Source organism: Streptomyces sp. JN8 (genome assembly GCF_055808075.1).
The window spans coordinates 356,388-380,967 of record NZ_CM147852.1 but is presented as its reverse complement, the minus strand read 5'-3'; the positions used below and the strand labels follow the sequence as shown (position 1 = coordinate 380,967).

Sequence of the window (24,580 nt, the reverse complement as noted above, 5' to 3'; positions counted from 1 at the left end):
GTCGTCAGATGCCGCAGCCCGAAGCGGACCAGAAGCGGGCGGAGCGGTGGTCGACGTGGGTGTGGTCGCTGTGCCCCGGGTAGCCCGGGCCGAGGATCCCGTTGAAGCCGTGGTTGCGGGCCTGCTGGGCCAGTCGGCACAGCGAGTGCGGCCCGGCTCCGAGGTCGGCGGCGTCACCGTAGAGGTGCCGGCTCGACGAGGCTCCGCCGACGGCGTCGTTGCAGGCGTGGCTGCGGAAGCCGCTGGTGACACGGATGCTCTGGTCGCCGAGGGCGTGCCGCAGGGCCTCCAGCTTCCACATCGTGCGCAGGGCGTTCGACTTGGCGGTGGCCGCGCTCACGGCCCCGCCGGCCCAGGTGGTGTTGCAGTCGTTGAGCTCGGCGTACGAGAAGTGGACCGGGGTGCAGTCGTCGTCCTGGAGGGCGTAGATCTTGCTGAACGTCGCGGGGCCGGCGACGCCGTCGGCGGCCAGGCCGTAGGCGGCCTGGAAGCGCTTGACCGCGGCCTCCGTCCCCGGGCCGTACGCGCCGTCGATCGCGAGTACGCCGCCGTAGCCGGGATAGCCGGCCACCCGGATCTGCAACGCCGTGACGTCGGCGCCGGAGGCGCCCTGGGAGAGGGTGCGCGACCAGGTGTAGCAGCCGTCGGCCTGGGCGGTGCCGGCGGTGGCGACCACCCCGGCCGTCGAGGCAGCCATGATCATGACAAAGGAGAGAAGCAGGCGCAGCGGTAGGGAACGGGGGGAGCGTCGGGACATCGATCCTCCATGGCCTCATGGGTCCGAGGTGACCCAGGGGTTGAAAGTCCCCCCGAGACTGACGCCCCGGTCGACGCGCGTCAACCACGCCGGAGCAGGCGTCATTTGTCGGACCAATGACGCACGGATGAACGGGGAGCGGCACCCGGCGCCCGAAAGGAGCGCCTCGAATGAGCGCCGCGAAGGAGCGCATGAGGACCGCCCGCGGACGGCCGTGGCGGCCGCCACGGCCACCGGCCGCCACCGACCCGGTGAAGGGGCTCCCGAGGCGCGAGCGCGCGGGAGCCCCCACCCCCTCAGAGCCGCTTCGCGCTCCGCAGCGTCTTCGCGTAGTAGCCGTTTCCGTCGAGGCGAGAGACTCCGCCGACGTCGCCGATCGTCGGACCGTTGACCTCCTCGCGGCTGGAGATGAAGATCAGGTGCCCCTCGGTGTCGTGTCCGAGCACCATGCCGACGTGGTCCAGGCGCTGCGCGGTCCGCTTGTCCAGCTTGAAGAAGACGAGGTCGCCCGCCTGCAGCTGGTCGATCGCCGTCGGCCGGTCCTCCTCCCGGACACCGGCCAGCGGCAGCACGTCCACGCCCTCGTCGGACCGGGCCATGCCGTTCGCGGTGCGCGGCAGACCGTCCCCGGACGTGTCCGTCGCCATCAGCGGGTAGCGCGCACGGTAGCCGAGGACCATGCGCATGTAGCCCGAGCAGTCCAGGGACCGGGCCCGCAGGGCGTCGGGCTTGCCGACCGCGCCGTTCCGGAACGGGTACGGGACGCCGAGGTAGTCGTAGAAGTCCGACTGCTCGAGCCGCAGGTCGCCGCCCTCGGCGCCCGAGGTGTTCAGCGGTCCGAAGTTCGCGTCACCCGCGAAGGCGACACCCTGCTCGTCCTTCTGCTGCCGCGCCCCCGCCACGTACTGGTACGCGAACGCGAAGAGGTCGTCCTCCGTGCTGCCAGCGAACTCCGCGTACCACTCCTTGAACCACTTCTGCTTCTCCGCGCCCTTGACCCACGGCTCGGGCATCAGCCGGACCCAGTCCGTCGTCGACACCTTGGACGCCGTGGACGCCGGCTCGGCGAACGTCCGCGCCGGGCCCGTCAGCCTGGCCGTGCGCGCACCGTCCGTCAGCACCGCCTCGACCCGGCCGTCCGCGCCCCGCAGCACGCTCCGCGCCGGGTTCTCGTGCCGCGTCCACCGCTCCGCGCCCTTGGTCGCGGACGGGACCGCCTGCGCGCCCGCCCCGTCCAGCACGCCGATGTCACGCACCTCGGTGACGCCCTGCTCGTCCTGCTTGCGCAGTTCGAGCGTGAGGTACCCGGAGGTCGCGACGAGCCCGAGGACGACGAGGCCCGTGACGAGCGGGCGGGTCTTCTTCTTCCCAGCCATGGTGGTTCCTCGATTCTCAGGCGGCGGGCATGACACCGAGCAGCAGCCCGGCGGCGACGACGATGTAGGCCATCATGGAGACGGAGGCCGTCGCCAGGAGGGTGGGCCCCTTGGGCTGGCGGACGAGCTGGTACGCGATGAGGCCGGGGACGATGAACCCCAGGGTCTGGTTGCCGTACAGGAGCGGGAACTCCAGCGAGAGCACGATCATCACCGTGGCCTGCAGCAGCACGCCCAGCAGCACCACCGCCGCGAACAGCCTCTTGCCGTAGAGGATCACCAGCCGCTGCATGATCTTCGTCCCCGCGTAGGTCAGGGCGGTGACACCCACGACCATGGCGGCCCGCTGCAGGTCCTCGATGAGGGTGAGCGCGAGCCAGCCCGGCGTGATCATGCCGCCGGGGGAGAGGTTGGTCGTGAGGTAGCACAGCAGGGAGAAGAACAGACCGATGGCGATGCCGAGGGCGGCCATCTCCGGGGTCAGGGCGGCGGTGGTCAACGGGGGCTCCGGACGCGGGTACGGGTGGTCGGGCGGGAGTGGAGGAGGCGGGCGGGAACGGCCGGGATCGGCGGCACGCCCTCGGATCAGGACCGAGCGGGCGGTCGCCCGTCCTCGTCGGAGGGCTGCTGGTGGAACCAGCCGAAGGACTCCTCGGCGGCCATCCCGCTCCGCCCGTCCACGATCCGCACCATGGGCACCTCCTGTGTCCGGGCGGACTGGTAGGCCTCCTCGAAGGCCCGGGGGTAGGACGCGTAGGGATCGATCCGGGCCGGCTGGACGGGCACCACCGGCACGACGGGCACCAGGTGCGGACCGGCCGCCCAACCGCCCGTCGAACCGTCCGTGACCACCGTTCCGGTGACCGGGACGGGGTCGCCGGCCGAGGCGTGTCCCTCGGCCGCCCACGGACCGCCGTAGCCGGTGTCCGGGCCGGTGTGCCCGGCGAAGCCGGCCCCGGCAGGCGCGGCGAACTCCTCGTAGGGGTGGTCGACCGGCACGGGACCGCCGGAGTCCGCGGGAGCACCGGCACCGGCTGCGCCGCCGGTGTCGGCGGCACCGCTCTCGTCCGCCGGCAGCTCGGCGAGGAACTCCAGCAGCTCCTCGCCCTGGCCGTGGATGTTGCCGATGGCGACGAGCGAGGCGCCGTCGGACATCCGCCCGAGCATCTCGGGCATGAACTCCTCGGCTGGCCGCCGCTCGCCGCCGAGGTCGACGGCCCGGTCCCGCCACGCGGCGGGGATGGCGTCGATGGCGCTCTTCGAGGGATGACCGATCACGAAGACGTTGTCCGGGCGCAGGTCCGGGATGATCTCGCCCATCTGACCGTTGCGTTCGACGCGGTCGGGCCGGCAGTTGATGACGACGTTCAGCGGACGGTTCACGGCGCCGAGGTCGAGCAGCTGGTTGACGTTCATCAGCGTCGACTCGGGGTCGTTCGCCGCGAAGACGTTGGCGAAGGCGAGGCGCTTGCCCTCGGGCGTCACGTACCGCTCGACGGAGAGCACGCCCGGGTCCGGGGGAGCGTCGTACATGCCCTGCAGGGCGACCTGCCGGTCGATCCCGAGGAGCTCGGCGACCGCCAGGGCGATCGCCACGTTCTCCTTGAAGGTGAACCAGCTGAACCCGCGCAGCTCCTCGTCGCTGACCGTGTCGGGGTCGGCGTAGATCAGGCGGCAGTCACGGGCGTCCGCCTCCTCCTGCAGGATGTGGAAGCGCTCCTTCTCCGCCGTGACGCAGATGCCGTGCTCGGGCATCGAGCGGCACAGCGAGCGGGCCACGTCGTCGAGGGTGGGTCCCATCTCGGCGAGATGGTCCTCACGCACGTTGCACAGGACGCCGATGGTCGAGCGGATCAGCTTGCTCTGGTTGACCTCCTGCAGGGCCGGCATCACGGCCATGCACTCGATGACCAGGGCGTGGGGCCGGTACGAGGCGGCCCGCCGCACGATCCCGATCTGCTCCACGACGTTCGCGATGCCGAACTTGCGGTAGACCGGCTCCTCGGTCGCGTCCGGGTGGATGAACCGCGCGGCCGTCCCGGTCGTCTTCGCGACGGTGACCAGGTCGCCGCCGCGCAGCGCGCCCGCGCAGAGCCGGGTGATGGAGGACTTGCCCCGGATGCCGTTGACGAGCACCCGGGTCGGGATGGTGTGCAGCGCGGCGTAGTGCCTGCGCTGTTCCACGATGCCCGCGATCAGCAGGAACACCCCGCCGGTCAGCAGGACGAAGTAGAGGTAGAGCACTGCCTTGTCACCTTCCGCCGTCGCCGGACCGGGGCGCCGCGGTCCGGCGCGTCTGGTTGTGCCTGAGGGCCTGCTGGTTGTGCCGGAGCGCCTGCGCCTGCTGCCGGAGCAGTTCGAGGCTGCGGACGACGGCTCCCACCTCGTCCTGGTACCGGGGGTAGAGCACGGTCTTGAGGTCGCCGTCGGCGAGCCGCTCGGCACCGGCCGCGAGAGCCCGCAGCGGCCGGACGATCACCAGGTGGATCCAGCCGAGGCAGAGGATGATCGCGGCCAGTCCGAGCATTCCGGCGAGGACGCTGCGGTCCTCCCGCTCGTACGGGGCGATCTCGAAGCGGTGGGCGTCCTGGCGGCTGACGACGGTCCAGCCGATGTCGGCCGTGACTCCGCCACCGGAGAACGGGGCCGCCGCGGCGACCGTGACGCTGTTCCCCTCCCGGATGAGCAGCGCGTTCTCGACGGGCCCGGCGCCGACCCGGACACCGGCCGCGCGCACCAGGTCGCTCAGCTCCGACGGCACCTCCTCGAAGGCCAGGAAGCCCTCGCTCGCGGCGATGGTCAGACCGTCGGAGTCGACCACCCGGACCTCGCCCAGGCCGGGCCTGGCCAGCAGCGAGTTGAGGAACTCCACGCGGATCTCGCCGACGAGCGTGCCGCCGTCGCGTCCCGGTACGGGAGCCCCGGCCTGCACCACCGGTTCCTTGTCGCCCTTGCCGGACACCCGGACGAGCGGAAGCCTCTTGCCCCGGCTCCACGCGTGCGGGTCCGACCCGGCCCGGGCGCGGACCGAACCGTCACCGTCCACCACGTACAGGGCCCGGTAGCGGGAGTGCTTGCCGAGGGTGTCGTCGAGGACGCGCGTGGCCGCCTCGGTGTCCGCGCCGTCCGCCGCGATGAGACGGGAGGCGGACACCAGGTCCGCCTGCGCCTCGTTGAGCGCCCTGCGGAGCCGGTCGGCGATCAGGTCCGTACGGTCGCGCTGGTCGTTGACCATGGTCGTCGGCACGCTGACCGACCCGTCCGTGCGGTTGAGCAGCAGGCCCACGGGCACGCACCACACCAGCAGGAGGACGGCCGTCAGGGCCAGCGGACCTCGTCCGCCGATCCGGTGCCGCCTGCGCGGACCGGCCGCGGGGTCGCCGTCGGAGCCGTCGACGCCGGCCTCCAGCCGTCGGCGGAGCTGCTCCAGGGCCGCACCGATGCGCGCGGCCTCGCCCCAGCGGGGAACCGTGACGGGCCGGGTGAGATCGCCGCGGGCGAGCCGCCGGGACTCCAGGAACAGCCGCAGCAGGGGCCGCTGCACGGTCGCCCACAGCACGCCGGCCGCGAGGAGTCCGAGCAGGACGAGGACACCGGCGGCCGCGAGGCCGAACAGCTCGCGGCCCTGCTCGCCTGTCTGCTGCTGGACCACGGGCAGCAGCGCCACGACGGTGAGGCCGAGGCCGGCGGCCACACTCCGCTTCTCGTCGGGGTCCGAGGACGCGAGGGAGGCGTAGCCCGCGGTGGCGACGCGGCCGTTGTACTCCCCGCCGAGGAGGGTGCCGCTCACACCGGGGTAGCCGCGGGAGCCCGGTTCCTTGGCACGGACGGGGTGCTGCTCGGTGTGCTCGGCGGCCTGGTCGGACAGCTGCTTCATCTGCCGGTGCAGGAAGGTGAGCTCCTTGCGCTCCTGGTCGGAGTTGAGCGCTTCGGCGCGCTCGAAGCCGGCCGTGCCGAGGATCTCGCCGTCCCGCGCGACGACCGCCATGGTCCGGAACGGGCCCAGGTTGATCGCCGGGACGGACAGGCTGCTGGACGCGATCAGCAGCTGCTGCGGCCGGTCGGTCCAGTCGAGGACGGCCATGGTCATGAGCCGCACGTCGCCGGTCTCCAGACGCACCATGCGGGGCGTCAGGGCCCGGTCGCCGGTGAGCACGTCCTTGTCCAGCCAGCCGAGGGGAATCGTTTCACCCCGGGTGGCGAGCACGTCCGCGCTCTTCAGGTCCACCACCGTGGTGCCGGTCCACTTCTGGTACGTCCTGCCCAGGTCCGACAGGACGCGCTCGGGCGCGATCGGCTTGCCCTGGCTCAGCGCCGTGGCGGTGCGCTGCAGGTCGGTGACGCGCTCGTCGATCGAGGCGCGCAGCGCGATGGCGCCGTCCTCCGCGAAGTACTGCTGGGAGGAGAGCACGGCCTTCGGCACGACCGCGTCCTCGTCCGGCCCGAGCACCCGGGCCGTCAGTCCGGCCAGGGCGAGGACCAGGACGCACAGGAGCGCGATGGGCGGGCGGATGCCGCCGAGGAGCGGCATGTCCGCGCGCCTGCGGCTCCGCCGCCGGCCTCCGCGCACCGAGTAGGCGGCACTGCTGGTTGTCACTGCTGCTCTTTCCTGACGTCCCGCGGCGGCGGCACGCGTGGGCGCCGGCGGCGGAGGGGCACGTGGGCGCCGAGGGGCGACGACGGTGCCGGGAGGGTTCGGGGGAGGGCCCGGGATCGTGGGGCCGGGGTGGGCGGGCGGGGGCGGCGCTCAGTCCCGCAGGGAGAGCTCGGCCAGTCCGTCGCCGCCCGGCGCGCCCCGGTTGAACAGGAAGCCGCGCGTGCGGTCGGCGGCCAGGCGGTAGCGGGCGAGCCGGTCGGCGGAGAGCTCGCCCGGTTCGTCGAGCATCTGCCGGACGTCGACCAGCCGGTGGTCCTCGACGGCGTCCTCGGGGAGCTTCTCGTCGTCCTCGGCCTCGGGCGGGATGTCCACCAGCGTCGTGCGGTACCGGGCGGCCACGTCCCATCCGGTCTTCGTCTCGCGGAACTCGAACCAGCCGATGGCGCCCTCCTCGGTCAGTCCGGTGGGGGAGGAGTGCCGGGCCACCTGGTTGCCCAGGCTGTAGGCCACCCAGGTGCCGTTCACCTTCTGGATCGGCTGCACCACGTGCGCGTGGTGGCCGATCACGAGGTCGATGCCGGTCTCCTCGGTGATCCGCTGCGCGAGCTCCAGCTGGGGGACGCTCGGCTCGTTGTAGTGCTCCAGGCCCCAGTGGAGCGAGAGGATCACGACTTCGGCGCCCTGGTTCCGCGCCCGGGTCTCGGCCTGCTTGATCTGCTCGGTGCTGATCCGGTTGAAGGCCCAGCTCTGCTTCTCGGGCGTGGGGTTGAGGAACGACTCCCACGAGTAGGAGAGGTGGGCCACCCGGACGCCCTTGACGTCACGGATGTTGATCTTCTCGGCCTCGGCGGGCGTACGGGCCGAGCCCGCGTGGCCGAGTCCGATCCGGTCCATGGCGTCGAGCGTGCGGCGGACCGCCTTGAGGCCGTGGTCGAAGGTGTGGTTCGACGCGGTCGAGCAGGTGTCGTACCCGACGTCCTTCAGCGTCCTGAGGATCTGCGGCGGTACGAGGAACTCCGGATACCCCTCGAAGGGGCCGCGCGGGGTGCCGACGGGCGTCTCCATGTGGCAGATGGCGAGGTCGGCCTTGCCGATGACCGGCCGAACCCCTTCCATCAGCGGTCCGAAGTCCAGCCCCGCGGTGCCCTTGCCCGTCTTCTTCGCGTCCTTGGCCGCCTGCTGGACGAGTTCGGGGTGGATCAGGACGTCTCCGGCCGCCGCGACGGTGAAGGTGCGACCGCCCGGCTTGGTCTGCGATTCATCGGGGGTCGCCGCGCAGCCGGCGGTGAGGACGGCGAGGACCGCCACCCCTGCCAGTGCACGACCTATACGGAAGGAATCACAGAATGTCACCGCCAGATTTTCACATGCCGCTCAAGATCCACTTTTCGCGGGGCATTACGAGATCATCACTTTCTCTCCGCATTCCGGCCGCTTTGCCTGGCGGGATGCCCTCGAGGCGGTCGGATGTGACGTAGAGCAGTCGATCGCGTGCGGAGCGCCACTTCTCGGCGGCAGTGCGCCTGCATGCGAAATGACTGCTTTGTGGCCCTATGGGACTGATCCCCCGTCAGTCGCTCGCGTCAGGGCCGGAGCCGGCCGCGGGGTCGCGGACCGCGAGCGGACGCACCGCCACGGTCGCCCGGCACGCGGTCGCTCCGCACACGGTCGCCCGGCACGCGGTCGCTCCGCACACGGTCGCCCGGCACGCGGTCGCTCCGCACGCCGTTGTCAGACCCCCGCGAGAGGATCACCTCATGACGACGATTCCCGCCGAAGAGGCGCTGTCCGGCGTGTCCGCCCGGCCCGCAGTGAACGACCGCGCCGCCTACGAGGCCGCGCTCCAGAGCCTACGCGAGGCCTCGCACTCCTACTACGGCGACGGCGACAGCGCCATGGACGACACCTCGTACGACCGGCTCCGACTCGCCGTCCTCGCCTGGGAGGAGGCGCACCCGGCGGACGTCTCCCCCGACACCCCCACGGGACTGGTCGCGGACGGCGCCGCCCCGACGGGCGACATCGCGCACACCACCCGGCTCCTGAGCCTGGACAACGTCTTCGACGCCGAGGGCCTGGTGGCGTGGGGTGCCTCCGTCGAGCGCCGACTCGGACGCGCCCCCGCAGGCGGCTTCACCGTCGAGCCGAAGATAGACGGCGCGGCCGTCGCCGCCCGCTACCGCGACGGCCGGCTCGTCCAGGTCATCACCCGCGGAGACGGCAGGCACGGCGAGGACGTCAGCCATGTCATCGGCCAGATCGACGGACTGCCCGAGCAGCTCGCCGAGGCGGTCACCGTCGAGGTCAGGGGCGAGGTCGCCTTCACCCAGGAGCAGTTCGAGAAGGCGAACGAGGTCCGCGCCGCCCACGGCGCCCCGGTCTTCGTCAACCCGCGCAACGGCACGGCCGGCACCCTGAGGGCCAAGGGTCGCCCGTACCGGCTCCGGATGACGTTCTGGGCGTACGGAGTGGTCGAGCTCGACGGCGTCCCGTTCCTGCCGGCGGGGGCGACCCACGCCGAGACGCTGGCGGCGGCGGCCACCGTCGGGGTGCAGACGACCGCGGCCTCCCCCGCCGGCCTGCTCGTCGTCCCCGACCTCGCCGCCGCCCAGGCCCAGGCCGACGCGGTGGCCGCGATGCGGCCGGAGCTGCCCGTGGGGATCGACGGGCTGGTCGTCAAGCTGAACGACACGGCCGAGCAGGAGGCGGCCGGGCTCGGGAGCCGCTTCCCCTACTGGGCCATCGCGGTCAAGCTGCCCGCCATCGAGCGGCAGACGGTCCTCGAGGACGTCGTGTGGGAGGTCGGACGCACCGGGGTCCTGGCCCCCACCGCCCTCCTCAGGGCGGTCGAGATCGACGGATCGACGGTCACCCGGGCCACCCTCCACAACCCGGCGGACATCCGCCGCCGGGACCTCCACATCGGCGACACGGTGACGGTGTACAAGGCGGGCGACATCATCCCGCGCGTCCAGGCGGCGGTCGTCCCGCTCCGCCCGGCCGGAGCGGTGCCGGTCCCCCTGCCCGAGGCGTGCCCCCGCTGCGGGGGCGAGATCAGCACCGCCCAGGAGCGGTGGCGCTGCGCCAAGGGAACGGCCTGCGCCCTCCCGGCCCTCATCGAGTACGCCGCCGGGCGCGAGATGCTCGACATCGACGGGCTCGGCAGGACGTACGTGGCCGCCCTGGTCGAGTCGGGCGACTTCCGCGACGTGGCGGACCTCTTCACGCTGACCGCGGAGCAGCTGACGGCCGCGTCCGGCAGCGCGAAGCGCGGGGCCAAGCTCGCCGAGCAGATCGCGGCCGCCAAGGACCGCCCCCTCAACCGCGTCTTCTGCGCCCTGGGCGTGCTCGGCACCGGGCGCAGCATGTCCCGGCGGATCGCCCGCCACTTCGGCACGATGGACGCGATCCGGCAGGCCGACGCCGCGGAGATGCAGGACGTCGAGGGGATCGGTCCGGAGAAGGCCCCCGTCGTCGTCGAGCAGGTGGCGGCGCTGGCGCCCGTCATCGACAAGCTGGTGGCGGCCGGAGTCAACATGAGCGAGCCGGAGGCGGCGGCGCAGAGCGGTGGCCCGCTGGAGGGCAAGGTCGTCGTGGTCACCGGCAGGATGACGGGCCCGCTGGACGGCTTCGGCCGCTCCGAGATGAACGCCCTGATCGAGAAGGCCGGCGGCCGCGCGGGCAGCAGCGTCGGCGCGAAGACCTCCATCCTCGTGGCCGCCCCGTCCGCGAACGGCAAGCCGAGCTCCAAGGCGGTCAAGGCCGCCGAACTGGGGGTGGAGGTCCTCACCCCGGAGGCCTTCGCCGAGCGGGTCGCCGACCTGCTGGCCTGACTCGGCGCCGCGGACGCGGGCGACGGCCGCTCCGACGGGCGCCGCTCCGAAGGGCGCCGCCCGTCCGCCCGCGCCGCGACCGTGACGGCGACCCGAGCCGTCCCGGCCGGATCCCGCCCGGCCGGATCCCGCCCGGGCGGGATCCGGCCGGGCGCCGCGGTCCGCAAGCGGCGTCCGCGCCGGCGTCCGTACCGGCCCGCCGCCTGTGTGCGGTCCGTGTCCGCGCCCCGCAGTCCGTGTGCCCCGCGCCCGTACGCGTCCGCCGTCCGTGCCGGCGGCGCACCGGCCCCCGCGGCGGTCGCCCCGAACCGGGTGGCCGGCGACCGATGAGTCCGTGCCGCGGGAGCGGTCTACCCTGCACGACCCGTACGTCCAAGGAGCGGCAGATGACCGAGACGACGACTTTCGACCTCGGGCCCCAGGCCCGGATCGTGGCCCGGCTCGCGGCGGGCACCCCCGACGCGATGCTGGCCGCCCCGACGCCGTGTCCCGACTACACCGTGCGGAACGTCCTGGGCCACCTGGCCGGGCTCGCGGTGGCCTTCCGGGACGCGGCCGTGAAGGATCTCGGGGCGACGACGGACACGCCCCCCGACGGCGCCGTCCCCGCCCTTCCGGCCGACTGGCGCGAGGCGCTGCCGCGGGTCCTCGACGAGTTCGCCGCCGCCTGGCGGGACCCGGCCGCCTGGACGGGCATGACCCGGGCGGGAGGCATCGACCTGCCCGGCGGGATCGCGGCCGCGGTCGCCGTGGACGAGCTCGTGATCCACGGCTGGGACCTGGCCCGGGCCACCGGCCAGGACTACGCCCCCGACGAGACGGCGCTGCGGGCCTCGCACGCGTTCCTGCTGGCGGCCGCCGAGGAGGACGACCGCGGCGGCGGCATCTTCGGCGCCGTGGTCCCGGTCCCGGACGGCGCCCCGCTCCTCGACCGGGCGGTGGGTCTGAGCGGTCGGGACCCGGGCTGGCGGTCACCCGCCGCCCGATGACCCGGTGACCGGCCCCGCGGCGTCCGCGAGCGCCCGCGGGGTCACGGTCCGCAGGAACGGCACGACGATCGCGAGCGTGGCGAGGGCGAACACGGCGAAGGCGGTGCGGATCCCGAACCACTCGGCCAGCACGCCGACCAGTCCGGCCCCGAGCGGCATCGCGCCCCAGCTGAAGAGCCGGGCCGCCGCGTTGTAGCGGCCGAGCATGGCGTCGGGGACGAGCCGCTGACTGAGGGTCCGCGAGTTCACCGTCCACAGGATCCCGCCCATGCCGCCGAGGAAGGCGCCGCCGGCCACGACCCAGAGGCTCGTGGAGAACACCGGGGCGGCGACCATGGCGGCGGTGCCGACGAGGTCGGCGAACATGGACCAGCGCCGTCCGAGCAGCCGGTTGACGCTCGTGACGGTGAGGGCACCGACCAGCCCGCCGGCGCCGAGGGCGCTCAGCAGCAGGCCGTACTCGCGGCTGTCGAGGTCCATGAGCGAGGTGGCGACCAGGGGCATCAGGGCGAGCCAGGCCCCCCAGCAGGCCGAGAGCACGGTCAGCGCGAGGGCCATCAGCCGCAGCAGGCGCTGCTGCCAGAGGAACCGGACGCCCTCGGCGATGCGCTGGTTGACGGTTCCGGTCGGGCGCGCGTCGCCCGAAGCCGGCGTGAAGCGGCCCACGAGGAGCAGCAGGACCAGCGTCCCGATCAGGTACGCGGCGCCGGTCCACCCCAGGGCGACGCCGGCGCCCGCGGCCACCAGCAGACCGCCGACGAAGGGACCGCAGAACTCGTTGCAGGCGGTCTCGGCGCCGGCCACCCACGCGTTGGCCCGCTCGCGGCCCGCGGGGGCCACCAGGGAGGGCACGAGGGTGGCGGCCGAGGTCAGGGCCACCACCTCGGCGACCCCGAGCAGCAGCCCGGCGGCGTACAGCGCGGGGACGGTCACGGCGTCGCGCAGCGCGAGGGCGAGCAGCGTGGCGACGACGAGCATGCGGGCACCGTCGGCGACCCAGAGCAGCAGGCGCCGGTCGAAGCGGTCGACGAGGACGCCGACGTGCAGGGCGACCAGCAGCCAGGGGAGCGTCAGCGTCAGCGCCACCCCGGCCACCTGGGCGGGGGAGTCGGTCAGCCGGGTCGCCATGAGGGGCAGGACGACCTTGGTCACGCCGTCGGCGAGGTTCGTGACGGCCGTGAACCCCACCAGGACCGCGGTGTTGCGGTTGCTCCGGTCGGGCGGATCCGCCGCCTTCCGCGTGCGGGCCGACACCGCCTCCCCTGCTGTCGACACCGACTGATCCGTCATCGCGTCCTGCATGGATAACCCCCTAAAGCCGTTTGGTGGTCAGTATGGCAGGGGTATCGTGAGAGCGCACCAGTGATCCGGCCATCCGTTCTCGGGGAACCCGCGGCGGAGGGTCCGGCAACTTCCCGCGAAAGGCGGCGCGTTCGTGCTCGACCCGTCCCCGGCCGCCGAACTGATCGAGGCCTTCACCAACACCGTCGACCTGGAGAGCGGCGCCGACGACATCGCCACGCCCGCCGCGCTGGCGGAGTGGCTGGCGGGACGGGGCCTCGCGGAGTCCTCCCTGCGGCTCGACGCCGACGAGCACGCGGCCTTCCTCGCGCTGCGCGCCGGCATCAGGGAGGCGCTGGACACCGACGACCCGGTCGCGCCCGAGCGGTTGGCCCTCGCCGACGCGGTCCTGGCCGAGGTGCCGGTCCTCGTCGCCCTCGGCGCCCCCGGCGCGCCGCTGGTCCCGGCGCCCGGCGGACCGCCCGCGCGGACCGCCCTGGCCCGGCTGGCCGTGGCCTGGGCGGAGGTCGTCCTCACCGGCCGGATCCACCGGCTCAAGCGCTGCGCGGAGCACACCTGCGGCTGGGTGTTCTGGGACGCCTCCAAGAACCACAGCCGCCGCTGGTGCTCGATGCGGGTCTGCGGCAACCGCACCAAGTCCCGCAGGTACACCGCCCGGCAGCGGGACTGACGGGTCCGCCGGCCGTCGCGTGCCGGGGCGACGTCCGAGGGCGACCCAGGTGCGCGCCCTCACCCACCGCCGGCCGCGGGCGCGCGCGTACGAAGGCCGTGGCATCCGAGGACTGTGGTGGATGAGGACCGTGGCGTACGGGGACCGGGCGGTGTACGAGGACCGTGGCGTACGAGGACCTTGCGGTGTGCGGGACCGTGGCGTACGACGGCCGTGGCGTCCGAGGGCTGTTCATCCACGCCCCGAGGCCCCACCATGCTCCTGACTACTCGTGCGTAACACGTCGTAGGGGGAAGTGTGTTCAAGCCCGGTTCCCGGATCGTCGCCCGGATCGCCGTTCCGCTGCTGGCCACCGCCGTGTCCCTGCTCGTACCGTCCGCCGCGGTCCGCGCCCAGACCGCCGCCGCGATCCCGGCCGTCCGCACGCCGGTCGTGTTCGTCCACGGCTACAACGCCGACCCCGGCGTATGGGGCGGACTGCGCGAGGACTTCAAGGCCGACGGGTACACGGACGCCGAGCTGTTCTCCTTCGGCTACGACACGCACCGGTCCGTGAACGAGGTCCTCTCCGGCCGGCTCGCCGCCTACGTGGAGGACGTGAAGCGCCGCACCGGCGCCGCACGCGTCGACCTCGTCTCCCACTCCTTCGGGAGCCTCGTCACCCGCTGGTACGCGAAGTACGATCCCGCCGGCCCGGCCTCGGTCGCCCACTGGGTCTCCCTCGCCGGTCCGAACCACGGCACGGCCACCGCCTGGGCCTGCGCCCTGTGGGACCAGGCGTGCCGCGACATGACCCCCGGCTCGTACGTCCAGAAGGGCCTGGCCTCGGGCGACGAGACCCCCGGTGACGTGCGCTACGCCACCTGGTGGTCCGACTGCGACGAGGTCGTCAACCCCGACGACAGCGTGCCGCTGGCCGGCGCCACCAACAACGCCGCCGGCTGCCTCGCCCACAACGACTTCCTCGGCGACGACACCGTCTCCCGGGGCGTCCGCGCGTTCCTCCGGTCCTGAACCAGCGCCGGTGTCACCGGCGAACGCCCGGCGTTCACCATGGCCCGCAGGCGCAGCCGGCCCGCCTCGCCCCACAGGCGCAAGCGCCCCGGCCCGTACGCACGCGCGTCCTGGCCCGTACGCACACGGGCCCGGCTCCGTACGCCATCGGGCCCGGCGCTCCCACCCATGGGGAGCACCGGGCCCGATGCGCGCCGGATCCGTACGAGCGGCTCTAGGACTCCAGGATCCGGCGCTTCTGCTCCTCGAACTCGGCCTCGGTGAGGACGCCCTGGTCCTTGAGCTCGCCCAGCTGCTTGAGCTGGTCGATCTTGCCGGACATGTCCGAGCCCGCCGGGGCGGGGGCGGCCGCGGGGGGCGGCGGCGGAGGCGGAGCCGCGTACTGCTGCTCCTGCTGGGCCGCCCACCGGCCCTGCTGCCGGCGGCTCACTCGGTTCGACACGGCGGTGGCGGTACCGGCGACGACGGCCGTACGCGCGACCCCGCGAAGGAGGCCTGGCATGGGGGTTTCCCTTCTGTTCCGCGCCCGGCGTCAGCCGACGCTCAGCGGGCGCTGTCCGTGGTGTCGAGCGCGGCCAGGAGGGCGGGCACCGGGATCCGCCCGGAGGCGACCACCTGGGCGCCGCCGCGGTTCAGGGCCGCGGCGAACGGCGCGGCCCACCGGTTCTCGTAGACCAGGATTCCGGCGGAACTGCCCGGCTGCAGGGCCGCCGCGGCCTCCTCGAGGTCGTCCTGACCGAGGAGACCCGAGGACGCGCCCTCGAAGACGGCCAGGTCGAGTTCGCCGTCACCGGTCAGGTCGGCGATCTCCAGACCGCTCACGGAGCCGTCCTCCTCCTTCCTGACGAAGGTCAGGTCGAGGATGCGAATCAGGCCACGATCCACGAGATCGACCAGGAGGGGCAGGCCCTCCCCGGTCATTCGGCTCCCTGGGAACTCCACGATCAGGTAGTCGATCGGTCCCAGTTCTTCGGCATCGTCGTTCACGGCGCAACCCCTGGTGTCGTGGCTCTCTCCGTGGCTCCATTGCATCACCGGGCCGGTTCCCCCGCATGTCGGTCGCACGGGCCCCCGCGCCGCCGCGAAAAAGCGCTGGCGGGCGCCGTCGGCCGTTGCTAGCCTTCCCGAGGCCGTGCAGAGAACCAGGAGGTGGTACCCGTGATTCAGATGTCGACAAGGGTGCTCCCCTCCGGGGTCACGGTCGGGCGATAGGTCGTCCGGGAGCGCCTCCCCAGAGCCCTCCCGAAAGGCACGACCGTGCACTTCACCGCTGAACGACGCCTCGACGACGGCGTCCTCGAACGCGAGTTCACCCTCGGCGAGATCCCCGGCACCCTGTGGACCCCCGGCGGACCCGCACGCACCCCCTTGATCCTGATGTCCCACAACAACGGCCTGCCCAAGTCGGACCCCCGGCTCGTGGCCCGCGCCAGGTACACCGCGGGACGCGGCTACGCGGTCGCCACCATCGACGCCGCCGGATGCGGCGACCGCCCCCGCTCCGCCGCCGACGAGCAGGCCCGGGCCGACCTCCGGCGGGCGATCCGCGCCGGAGAACCGGCCGACGAACAGTTCGAGTCCCTCATCGGCCCGCTCGTCGAGAGGGCCGCCCCCGAGTGGCGGACCACGCTGGACGCGCTCCTGGAGCTTCCCGGGATCGACGGACCCGTCGGCTACTCCGGCGGCTGGACCGCCCTCGGCATCCGACTGGCCGTGACCGAGCCGCGCATCGCGGCCGCCGGCTTCTTCGCCGGGGGATACGTGCCCCGCGCCCAGCGCGAGGAGGCCCGCCTGCTCACCGTCCCCCTGCTCTTCCTGCTGCAGTGGGACGACGAGGGAAACCCCCGGCAGCGGGCCCTCGACCTGTTCGACGCCTTCGGGAGCAAGGAGAAGACCCTGCACGCCAACCTGGGAGGACACACCGGCACACCGGCGTTCGAGCTGGAAGACGGCTGCCGCTTCCTGGACCGCCACCTGAAGTGACGCCCCTGCCGTCGTCCGACGCCTGACGGGTGACGAAGGGCCGGTGCGGGGGCCGGCCCCCCCCCGCACCGGCCCGCCCCCGTCCGGCGACTACGCTCGGTGGCCGGGCGCCACCGAGCGCGCCGGACGGGTTCCGAGGGGAGAGCACGATGCATGGGGGATGGGCCGGGCTGTGGCGGTGGACCGCGGTCGGCGGCATCGGACTGAGCCTGTACGCGGGCTGGTTGACGTTCGACGAGATACGCGACCACGCCGCCGGCGAACGCGACATCGCCGCGGCCTGCGACGGACTCGTCTCCGGGGCCGAGGTCATGGACCTCCAGGGCGGAACGATCCGGGCGAAGGCCGCCGACGACGAGCGGAGCAGGCTCGACGCGGACGAACTCCCCGGCTCCTGCGCCGTCTACAAGGTCCCCGGCCCCGGCAGAACCACCGGCCTGTTCACCCTCATGGTGCGGGTCGTCGACCCCGACACGCCGTTGCACTGGATAGGCGACGACAGCAGCCTCGAACCCTTCCGCGACGATTCCGCCCGAGAGGAGCCGGACGTCACGGCGACCGCCGACCGGCGCCCCGAACCGCACCCCGTCGGCGACGGAACCCTGGGCCGGTACGGAGACGACCACACCACCGTCCGCGCCGAGTGCGGCCCCGGCAGCCGCGCGCAGGCGCCGGAACTGCTCCAGGTCACGGCGCGCGCCGACTACGACGACGTCTCCGCGGAGGACCGGGACCGCCTCGCCCGGCTCGCCCGCTCCGCCACCGCGGTGCTCATCGACCGGATCGGCTGCCGAACCACCCTGCCCGCACTGCCCACCCGTCCGCTGCCCGCCGTATCGGCCGACCTGCGGCCCGCGACGGGAGCGACGGACGGCTCGTGCGGCTGGTTCGCGCGGTACGTCCGCCGGGCGGGGCAGGGCGCACTGCCCGACCGGGCCCTCGCGACCCCCGCCCCGGCGGCCTCCCCCGTCGAGAGCTGCCTCCTGGCGGTCGGCCCCGACCAGGTCGGCCGGATCGCCGCCGACCTGCCCGACGACGCGCACGACTACGCCCGCACGGCCCGCACCCACTCCCCGTGGTGGCTGCGCACCGCCTCCTACTTCGGCGCCGACGCGCGCACGGTCGGATACGAGGACCTCGGCCGCCCGGACAAGGTCGTCGCCGTGGGAACGGCCGGCCACGCGCGCGGCGCGTGGTGGGCGTCCTCCGTCTGCGACGGCAGGCCCGCCCTGCACACGCTCAGCGCCGGCTACACCTACGACAACGTGCTGAGCCCCCAGGAGCTGTCCGCCCTGTTCCGCGCGTACGTCGACGACATCACGGCCCGGCGGGGCTGCACCCGGGTCACCTACCCGGCACCGGAGGACTTCCCCGCCCACTGACCCCGCGCCGGCCGGATCAGCCGCAGTCGTACGTGAACGTCGCCGCCGAGGACCGCCGGCCGGGTGACGTGACCACGAGCCGCGCGACGGCCTGGTGCGTGCCCGAACCGTGGAAGGTCCACAGGAGGTGGAGCCGAGCCTCCTCCTGCCCGCGGGCCAGCTTCTCCGTCAGGACACCGGACCGGGTCCCGTCGCTGCGCTCCCAGCGGTACGTGACGGTGCCCGGCCTCCCGTCCGTGCGCACCAGGGCCACCACGTCCGCCGTGCCGTCGCAGCCGAGCCGCCGCTCGGCGACGCCGACGGAGACGCCCCGCACCGCGACGCCCGGGCCGTACTCCCGCCACGCGAGGAAGAGCAGCACGGCGACGAGCACGACGGCGGCGAGGGCGTACCGCCGCGGCCACCGCGAGCGGGCCGGCCGCGGCGGGGGGACGCCCGGGAGTGTGCCGTGCCAGATCTCGACCGCCGTGGGCGTGTTCTCTGCCCGCCGGACCGCCGCCGCGGTCACCCCCGGCCCGAAGCGCAGCACCTCGCCTTCCACCCGGTCCGGTGCCGCCTCCGGCACGGGATGCTCGAACCAGTGGCTGCCGAGCTCGGTGGCGCTGTAGTCGTCGTCGTTCATGAGATCGTGCACCGCCGGATGAAGACCTGCTGAAGGGAACCGCCGTTGGACGCGGCGGGCGAGGTGGACGCGCGCAGCCCCCAGTAGCAGCCCGCGCCCCGGACGTCGTGGGCGAGGGAGAGCGTGTACCGGGTGGCTCCCTCGCGCTGGTAGGTCTCGGAGCCGTCGGGCGCGCCCGCGGTCCCCTTCTCGTCCCCGGTGAACCACTCGATGTGGATGGTCACGGGCCCGGTGCCGTCCGTGGTGACCTCGACGGTGCCCGCGGCGGTGGTCACCCCCGTCTGGCGCAGACTCGTGACGGAGACGTCGGTCACCGCGACGGGGGGCGGGGCGGACGTCGTGGTCGGCGCGGTGTCGGTGGGCGTGGGCGGACTGGACGGGGGTGTCGGTGCGGTCGGCTCCGTGGGGGTCGGCGGGGGAGGGGTCGTGGTAGGCGCCGCCGGCGGGTCGTCGGTGGGCGAGGCGTCGGGGGTGACGGTCGGTCCGGTGCTCCCCGACGGAGAGGAATCCGGGGTGGGCTCCGTCGACGGCGCATCGGAGACCGGCGGCGAGGACGACGGTGCCGTCGAGGACGGGTCGGGCGTGGCCGTGTCCGGCACGGTGCTGGTCGTCGCGAAGGCCTGAGCGGTCTCGTCGCCGCTCGCCGCCTCGACTCCGGCCCGCGCGGCGAGGGCGAGCAGCAGGGCCAGGACGAGCGCGGCCGCTCCTGCCGGCACCCCGCGGGGAACACGCCACCGGGGGCGCCGCGGCGGATCCGGCAGCGTCGTGGTGGCCAGCGAGGTCGTCCCCTCCGACACGCCTCCGCCCGAGGAGGGGAGGAGCAGCGGCAGAAGCGCGGCCAGCGCCGCGAGCCGTCCCCGGCCCCGCTCCTCCCAGTCGGGCCCGTAGGCGGCCATGGCGATCGCCTCCAGCTCGGACACGAAAGCGGCCGCGTTCTCCGGCCGTTCGTCCGGCGACTTGGCGAGACCCCGCCGGATCAGCGGGCGCAGCGGCTCCGGAGCCTCCCCGTCGGGAACGGGCGTGCCCAGGTGGTGCAGGGCGAGCTCCGCGAAGTTGTCACCGGTGAACGGCTTCCGGCCGGTCAGGCACTCGAAGAACGTCGCGGTCGCCGCGTACACGTCGGCCGCCGGCGAGGCGGGAGCGCCGTTCCACTGCTCGGGCGCCATGTAGGCGGGCGTTCCGGCGACGCCCGGCGTCGCGCCCCGGCCGGCCGCGATCCCGAAGTCGACGAGCTTGGACGCGCCGTCGGCCGCCACCAGGACGTTCTCCGGCTTGTAGTCCCGGTGCACGACCCCCGCCCGGTGCGCGGCGGCGAGGCCCAGGAGCGAGCCCTTGAGCACCACGAGGGCGGCCTCGGGACCCGTGGATCCCTCGCGTGCGATCAGGGCCCGCAGGGCGACCCCGTCCACGAGCTCCATGACGATGGCCGCACCGCGCGGCGCCTCGACGTACTCGTAGAACCCGACGACGTACGGACTGTCCAGGGCGCCGAGCAACCGCGCCTCCGACCTGAACCCCCGCACGAACGCCTCGTCCTCACGGAAGCGCTCACTCAGGTACTTCACCGCGACCGGCAACCCGGTCGACTCGTGCCGGGCCAACACCACACGCCCACTGGCGCCCGCGCCCAGCTCCCGGGACTCGACGTATCCCGGAACCACCCATGCGCCGCTCATCCCCATCCCCCGACGGCCGACGTTCCCCCTCACATGGACAGATTCTGGCCACGGCCGGTTCCCCGCGGAAGGGGTCTTGTCATACTCCCGGAATGGACAGGGGAGCCGTGGAGGCGGCGAAGCGATGGCTGGCGGATCAGGGCATCCGCAGGGCCGCCGGAGGGTGGGTGTCCGACGACGAGCCGGACGTGCCGCTCACCGCCGCCGACCAGGTGGCGCACGCACGGGCAGGCGACGTGTTCGCCGAGGACTTGGACGCGGCCGACCGGCTGCGGTTGGCGTTCGGGCTGCTCGATCTCCTCGACGAGTACTGGGTGACCTGCGAGATCCGCTTCGCGCACGACGGCGCGGAGGGCCCCCTGCCCCCGGACGTGCTGTGGGACGGCTACCGGCGGCGGCTGGAGGCGGACCGGGACGCGGAGGCGGTCACGTACTCCCTGTGGGTGGACTGGTTCGAGGACCGCGCCACGTCGGCGTCCGCCTTCGCCGGTGTCCTCGGCGACGACATCGACCGGGTGGTCGCGGAAGGCTCCGACGGCCTGCTCCGCCGGGCCCGTCGGGTCCTGGAGTGCTCGGGCCCCGTGCCATGGCCGGAGAAGGAGCCCGCCTTCCGCACCGCCCTGATGCTTCCCGCTCTGCATCCGGCCCTGTTCCACGCCCTGCGGGCGGGGTTCCACGACCTCTACGGAGACCTGGAACCCACCGCGGCAGCGGCTCTCCTCGGCGATCTGGATCTTCCCGCGGAGACCCGGCACCTCGCCGCGCTGCGCCGGGTCCTCGTCGCGGGGCACCGGAACCACCATCGCAGCCCGGGCGCCTGGGACGAGGCCGTTCGCGCCTGCGCGTGAGCCGTCCGGCGCGACGTGGACCGGCGGAGGTCCGCAAGCCGACTCGCGGTACGGGGCTGTTCGGAAGGCCCCGTCAGCCAGGCCCGAGCCAGGGGCGTTGACCCGACCGGGTCCTCCGTACGGACGCCCGCCGGTGTCGGCATCGGACCGCCGCGGACCTCGGTGAGGATCGACGCATGGGCGTCGTACTGCCGGTCCTCTTCTCCGTGTTCGCCGCGTTCAGCAACGCGCTCGCCACAGTGCTCCAGCGGCGTGCGGCGCTCACCGTCCCGCAGACCGACTCCTTCCGGCCCGGGCTCATCCTCGATCTGTTGCACCGGCCCCTCTGGCTGGCGGGCATCCTCGCCGTCATCGCCGCGGGCGTCGGCCAGGCCGCCGCTCTCGCGACCGGCCCGCTCGCCCTCGTACAGCCCCTGTTCGTCCTCGAACTGCCCCTGGCCCTGCTGATCGCGACCCTCCTCACGCGCGAGCGGCTGCCCGCCCGGCTCTGGGCCGCCGTCGCGGGGGTCGTGGTCGGACTGGGGGTCGCGCTCGCGGCGGCATCGCCCACCGGGAACCGCACCCATGTCGCACTGGACCGCTGGGTGCCCGTCCTCGTCGCCTGCTCCGTCGCCGTCGTGGCCCTCGCCACCGTAGGACTCCGGCGACCCGCCGGGCGCGCGAGGGCCGGCTGCCTGGGCGCCGCGACGGCGATCTGCTACGCGCTCACCGCGGCACTCATGAAGACCTCGATGCACATCCTCGGCGACGGTGGTGTCGGCGCCTTCCTGACGGCCTGGCAGACCTATGCCTTCTGCCTGGCCGGGATCGCGGCCCTCCTCCTGCTCGAACACGCCATGCAAGGCGGTCCGCTCGTCGCCTCCCAGCCCGCCCTCACCCTCGGCGACGCCACGGTGAGCCTCAGCCTCGGCGTCCTGCTCTACGAGGAGCACGTACGGGCGGGCTGGTGGCTGCTGCCCCAGCTCGCCGGCGTCGCGCTGATCGTCCTCGGGGTGTTCGCCCTGGCGCGGAGCGGCGTCGGCACGTCCTGACCGGGCACCGGCCGCCGCGCGTCATTCCGGTCTGCTGAAGCGGCGCGCGGCCCAGAGCACGGCGAGCACACCGGCGCCGAAGAGGAGACCGGCTTCCAGCACCAGCGGCGGCTGCCAGCCGGCCCAGTCGATGCCGGTGGCGGCCTGCTGGTCGGGCACCCGGTACCCGATGCAGCGCCGGAGCAGGTCCACCGCGTAGGCGAGCGGGTTGGCGGCGGCGACCGCCTGGGCCCAGCCCGGCAGGGTGCTCAGGGGGAAGAAGCCGCCGGAGAGGAAGAGCAGCGGCATCATGATCAGCCCGAGGAACGTGTGGAACGTCTCCGCCCTGCTGAGCGACACCGCCAGGGCCAGCGCCAGAGCCGTGATGGTGAACGAGGCCAGGACCATCCCGGCGAGCAGCAGGAGCAGCAGCAGGGGGTCGTAGGGCAGACCGACCGTGCCGGCGAGGCTGAGCAGGACGGCTCCCTGCACCGCCGCCGTGAGGGTGCCGCCGGCACAGAGCCCCAGCAGGAGGGTGGTCCGGCTCACGGGGGCCATCAGCAGCTCCCGCACGTATCCGCTCTGCCGGTCCGTGATCAGGCGGATGCCGACCATGATGGCGGGCGTTTGCACCGTCATCATCAGCATGCCGGGGAACAGGTACGTCTGGTACCCGACACCCAGGGAGGAGCGGGGGATGAGCGCGGCCAGCCCGCCTCCCAGGATGAGCAGGTAGAGCATCGGGTGGAGCAGCATCAGCGCGGTGTGCGCGCGCTGTCCCGCCAGGCGCAGCATGTCCCGGTGGACCAGGGCGTGGATCGCCCGCAGTTCGTGTCGGAGCCGCCCGGCCCGCCCGCCGCCGAGACCGGCCTGGTCGCCGAGGAGGCCGGAGCCGTCCGGGGCCGCGGCTGAGGACTGAGGTGTCCCGGGGGTGCCAGGAGACTGCGTCGTGAGTTCGGTCATCGGCTGCCACCGGTCTCTGACGTGGAGGAGCGGAGGGCGGGTCCGGCGGGCGGCCGGCCGGGCCCGGCCGGGTCGAGGCTGCGGCCGGTGTGGTGGAAGAAGACGTCGTCGAGCGTCGGCGGGGCCGCGGATGCGGCGTGCACGGCGATGCCGTGACCCTGCAGCGCCGCGCAGAGACGCGGGATCCAGGTGCTGCCGTCCGACACTCGCAGGGACACTCCGCCGGCGTCCGCCGTGACGGTCCGGTCCGACGGCACGATCCCGGCCACGACCCGGCGGGCCGCCGTGTCGTCACTGGTGCGCAGCACGACCAGGTCGTCCCCGATCGCGGCCTTCAGGGCGAGGGGCGTGCCCTGCGCCACCACCCGGCCGCGGTCGATGATCGCGATCCGATCGCAGTTCTCCGCCTCCTCCAGATAGTGGGTCGTGACGAAGAGCGTGCTGCCGTGCCGGTCGCGCAGCGCCCCGAGGTGCTCCCAGACCTGGGCGCGGGCGTGCGGGTCGAGCCCGGTGGTGGGCTCGTCGAGGAACAGCAGGCGGGGGGAGTGGAGCAGGGCGCGGGCGATCTCCAGCCGACGCCGCATGCCTCCCGACAGCGTGCGTACCGGCGAGCGCCGTCGGTCGCTCAGTCCGGCGGTCTCCAGCACCTCCGCGGCGCGGGTCCGGGCGTGGCGGCGGGAGAGACCGTAGAGCCGTGCGTGGATGTGCAGGTTCTGGTCGACCGTCAGGTCCGCGTCCAGGGCGCCGTGCTGGAAGAGCATGCCGACGCGCCGACGTACCTCGTGGGGCCGGCTGACCACGTCGGCCCCCGCGACGACCGCGCGACCGGCGGTGGGCCGGGCCAGGGCGCACAGCATGGCGATGGTGGTCGACTTGCCCGCGCCGTTGGGCCCGAGGAAGGCGAAGCTCTCGCCCTGCCGCACGTCGAGGTCCACCCCGCGGACCGCCTCCGTCGTGGTGCCCTGCGGTCCGGGATAGCTCTTGACCAGGCCGCGCATGCTGATGGCGCACGCGGGCTCGGGGTCCGGGTGCGCGACGGGTGTCCTGCCGAGGCCGGTCGTCACGAGGGAGTCCGGTGCGGGGCCGTCGACTCCTGCGGGTCGTTGCATGGGGTCCGCTCCTGGTCGACGTCGGGTCGCTGCATGCGGTCGGGTCCTCGTCCGGGTCTGATGCCTCCCGCGGTCCACGGGTCCGCGGATGGGGGCGGGTCCGCACTCCCGGCACACCGGCCTCGCTCGACCGGTCGCTCGACCGCGAGGGCCCAGGGATCGGTGAGGTCGTGAGGCCGGTGTGCCGGGAGTGTTCGGCTCGCAGAACATCCGGCCGGCGGCTTCCCGGGGTGGACCGCCGGCCGGATGGTGGAGCCTGTCGGTGCTACGCGCAGCTGATGCCGATACAGACCGTGTTGAGCAGGGTCAGCAGGCCGACGCACTCGCACGTCGCGGCGAACGGCGCTCCGTCGACGCCGACGGGGTCGGTCTCCGGAAGGGCGTGGAGGTGAGCCAGCAGTTCGATGTCGTTGTTCTCCATGGGTCTCTCCTTCGTTCGGTGAGCTGGC

At 73.6% G+C, this 24,580-nt stretch carries 22 protein-coding genes; 8 read left to right on the top strand and 14 right to left on the bottom strand.

Annotation, left to right across the window (positions count from 1 at the left end; translation table 11 throughout):
- Window positions 1-4: 4 nt before the first annotated feature.
- The 6 genes from ACY0MR_RS01840 to ACY0MR_RS01815 all read right to left on the bottom strand — a co-directional run bounded on the left by ACY0MR_RS01840 (window position 5) and on the right by ACY0MR_RS01815 (window position 8,038).
- Window positions 5-703, bottom strand: coding sequence for a D-Ala-D-Ala carboxypeptidase family metallohydrolase (locus ACY0MR_RS01840; RefSeq protein ID WP_473558591.1), 699 nt, complete (start codon window positions 701-703; stop codon window positions 5-7).
- Between the two features lie 350 nt (window positions 704-1,053).
- Window positions 1,054-2,133 carry a C40 family peptidase gene (locus ACY0MR_RS01835; RefSeq protein WP_388800151.1) on the bottom strand — a complete coding sequence of 360 codons (1,080 nt, stop codon included), beginning with the start codon at window positions 2,131-2,133 and terminating at the stop codon, window positions 1,054-1,056.
- A gap of 16 nt (window positions 2,134-2,149) precedes the next feature.
- Window positions 2,150-2,632: a poly-gamma-glutamate biosynthesis protein PgsC/CapC gene (locus tag ACY0MR_RS01830; protein WP_341622305.1), complete on the bottom strand. Its 483-nt coding sequence runs from the start codon at window positions 2,630-2,632 to the stop codon at window positions 2,150-2,152.
- 86 nt (window positions 2,633-2,718) lie between these two features.
- On the bottom strand, window positions 2,719-4,377 hold the full coding sequence (gene pgsB, locus ACY0MR_RS01825; protein ID WP_473558588.1) for a poly-gamma-glutamate synthase PgsB: 1,659 nt from the start codon (window positions 4,375-4,377) through the stop codon (window positions 2,719-2,721).
- Window positions 4,378-4,384: 7 nt separating this feature from the next.
- Window positions 4,385-6,664, bottom strand: a complete 2,280-nt coding sequence (locus ACY0MR_RS01820; RefSeq protein ID WP_388801203.1) for a HAMP domain-containing protein — start codon at window positions 6,662-6,664, stop codon at window positions 4,385-4,387.
- Window positions 6,665-6,880: 216 nt separating this feature from the next.
- Window positions 6,881-8,038, bottom strand: coding sequence for a CapA family protein (locus ACY0MR_RS01815; RefSeq protein WP_473558585.1), 1,158 nt, complete (start codon window positions 8,036-8,038; stop codon window positions 6,881-6,883).
- 449 nt (window positions 8,039-8,487) lie between these two features.
- On the opposite strand from ACY0MR_RS01815, the gene ligA reads away from it, so the two are divergent.
- Window positions 8,488-10,563 (top strand): NAD-dependent DNA ligase LigA, encoded by a 2,076-nt coding sequence (ligA, locus tag ACY0MR_RS01810; RefSeq protein WP_473558583.1) that lies wholly within the window; start codon window positions 8,488-8,490, stop codon window positions 10,561-10,563.
- Between the two features lie 386 nt (window positions 10,564-10,949).
- Window positions 10,950-11,552 carry a TIGR03086 family metal-binding protein gene (locus ACY0MR_RS01805; protein ID WP_473558580.1) on the top strand — a complete coding sequence of 201 codons (603 nt, stop codon included), beginning with the start codon at window positions 10,950-10,952 and terminating at the stop codon, window positions 11,550-11,552.
- On the opposite strand, the gene ACY0MR_RS01800 is transcribed toward ACY0MR_RS01805, so the two are convergent.
- On the bottom strand, window positions 11,535-12,842 hold the full coding sequence (locus tag ACY0MR_RS01800; RefSeq protein WP_473558578.1) for an MFS transporter: 1,308 nt from the start codon (window positions 12,840-12,842) through the stop codon (window positions 11,535-11,537). The genes ACY0MR_RS01805 and ACY0MR_RS01800 overlap by 18 nt on opposite strands.
- A gap of 145 nt (window positions 12,843-12,987) precedes the next feature.
- Here ACY0MR_RS01800 and ACY0MR_RS01795 point away from each other — a divergent pair, with 145 nt between their 5' ends.
- Window positions 12,988-13,524 (top strand): CGNR zinc finger domain-containing protein, encoded by a 537-nt coding sequence (locus ACY0MR_RS01795; RefSeq protein ID WP_388800170.1) that lies wholly within the window; start codon window positions 12,988-12,990, stop codon window positions 13,522-13,524.
- Between the two features lie 297 nt (window positions 13,525-13,821).
- On the top strand, window positions 13,822-14,538 hold the full coding sequence (locus ACY0MR_RS01790) for an esterase/lipase family protein (protein WP_473558575.1): 717 nt from the start codon (window positions 13,822-13,824) through the stop codon (window positions 14,536-14,538).
- A gap of 214 nt (window positions 14,539-14,752) precedes the next feature.
- On the opposite strand, the gene ACY0MR_RS01785 is transcribed toward ACY0MR_RS01790, so the two are convergent.
- Both ACY0MR_RS01785 and ACY0MR_RS01780 read right to left on the bottom strand, forming a co-directional pair.
- Complete coding sequence (locus ACY0MR_RS01785) at window positions 14,753-15,040, bottom strand: SHOCT domain-containing protein (protein WP_361848344.1); 288 nt, start codon at window positions 15,038-15,040, stop codon at window positions 14,753-14,755.
- A gap of 41 nt (window positions 15,041-15,081) precedes the next feature.
- Complete coding sequence (locus ACY0MR_RS01780) at window positions 15,082-15,525, bottom strand: DUF6325 family protein (RefSeq protein ID WP_388800176.1); 444 nt, start codon at window positions 15,523-15,525, stop codon at window positions 15,082-15,084.
- A gap of 270 nt (window positions 15,526-15,795) precedes the next feature.
- On the opposite strand from ACY0MR_RS01780, the gene ACY0MR_RS01775 reads away from it, so the two are divergent.
- Window positions 15,796-16,521 carry a dienelactone hydrolase family protein gene (locus tag ACY0MR_RS01775; protein WP_403314338.1) on the top strand — a complete coding sequence of 242 codons (726 nt, stop codon included), beginning with the start codon at window positions 15,796-15,798 and terminating at the stop codon, window positions 16,519-16,521.
- A 149-nt stretch (window positions 16,522-16,670) separates the two neighbouring features.
- Window positions 16,671-17,903, top strand: coding sequence for a hypothetical protein (locus tag ACY0MR_RS01770; protein ID WP_473558571.1), 1,233 nt, complete (start codon window positions 16,671-16,673; stop codon window positions 17,901-17,903).
- Window positions 17,904-17,919: 16 nt separating this feature from the next.
- Here ACY0MR_RS01770 and ACY0MR_RS01765 read toward each other — a convergent pair whose 3' ends face one another.
- Both ACY0MR_RS01765 and ACY0MR_RS01760 read right to left on the bottom strand, forming a co-directional pair.
- Window positions 17,920-18,525: a hypothetical protein gene (locus ACY0MR_RS01765; RefSeq protein WP_473558569.1), complete on the bottom strand. Its 606-nt coding sequence runs from the start codon at window positions 18,523-18,525 to the stop codon at window positions 17,920-17,922.
- Window positions 18,522-20,201, bottom strand: a complete 1,680-nt coding sequence (locus ACY0MR_RS01760) for a serine/threonine-protein kinase (protein ID WP_473558567.1) — start codon at window positions 20,199-20,201, stop codon at window positions 18,522-18,524. Before ACY0MR_RS01760 ends, ACY0MR_RS01765 begins: the two co-directional genes overlap by 4 nt.
- A gap of 92 nt (window positions 20,202-20,293) precedes the next feature.
- Here ACY0MR_RS01760 and ACY0MR_RS01755 point away from each other — a divergent pair, with 92 nt between their 5' ends.
- Window positions 20,294-21,049: a hypothetical protein gene (locus ACY0MR_RS01755; protein WP_473558564.1), complete on the top strand. Its 756-nt coding sequence runs from the start codon at window positions 20,294-20,296 to the stop codon at window positions 21,047-21,049.
- 176 nt (window positions 21,050-21,225) lie between these two features.
- Window positions 21,226-22,080, top strand: coding sequence for a DMT family transporter (locus ACY0MR_RS01750; protein ID WP_392039531.1), 855 nt, complete (start codon window positions 21,226-21,228; stop codon window positions 22,078-22,080).
- Window positions 22,081-22,101: 21 nt separating this feature from the next.
- Here the strand turns inward: ACY0MR_RS01750 and ACY0MR_RS01745 are convergent, their stop codons facing one another.
- The 3 genes from ACY0MR_RS01745 to ACY0MR_RS01735 form a co-directional block, all read right to left on the bottom strand.
- Entirely contained in the window at window positions 22,102-23,022 is a 921-nt protein-coding gene (locus ACY0MR_RS01745; protein ID WP_473558562.1) for an ABC transporter permease, read from the bottom strand.
- On the bottom strand, window positions 23,019-24,131 hold the full coding sequence (locus tag ACY0MR_RS01740) for an ABC transporter ATP-binding protein (protein WP_473558560.1): 1,113 nt from the start codon (window positions 24,129-24,131) through the stop codon (window positions 23,019-23,021). The genes ACY0MR_RS01745 and ACY0MR_RS01740 overlap by 4 nt, the downstream gene beginning before the upstream one ends.
- Window positions 24,132-24,396: 265 nt before the next feature.
- Window positions 24,397-24,552 (bottom strand): VenA family class IV lanthipeptide, encoded by a 156-nt coding sequence (locus ACY0MR_RS01735; RefSeq protein ID WP_266972807.1) that lies wholly within the window; start codon window positions 24,550-24,552, stop codon window positions 24,397-24,399.
- Window positions 24,553-24,580 lie beyond the last annotated feature (28 nt).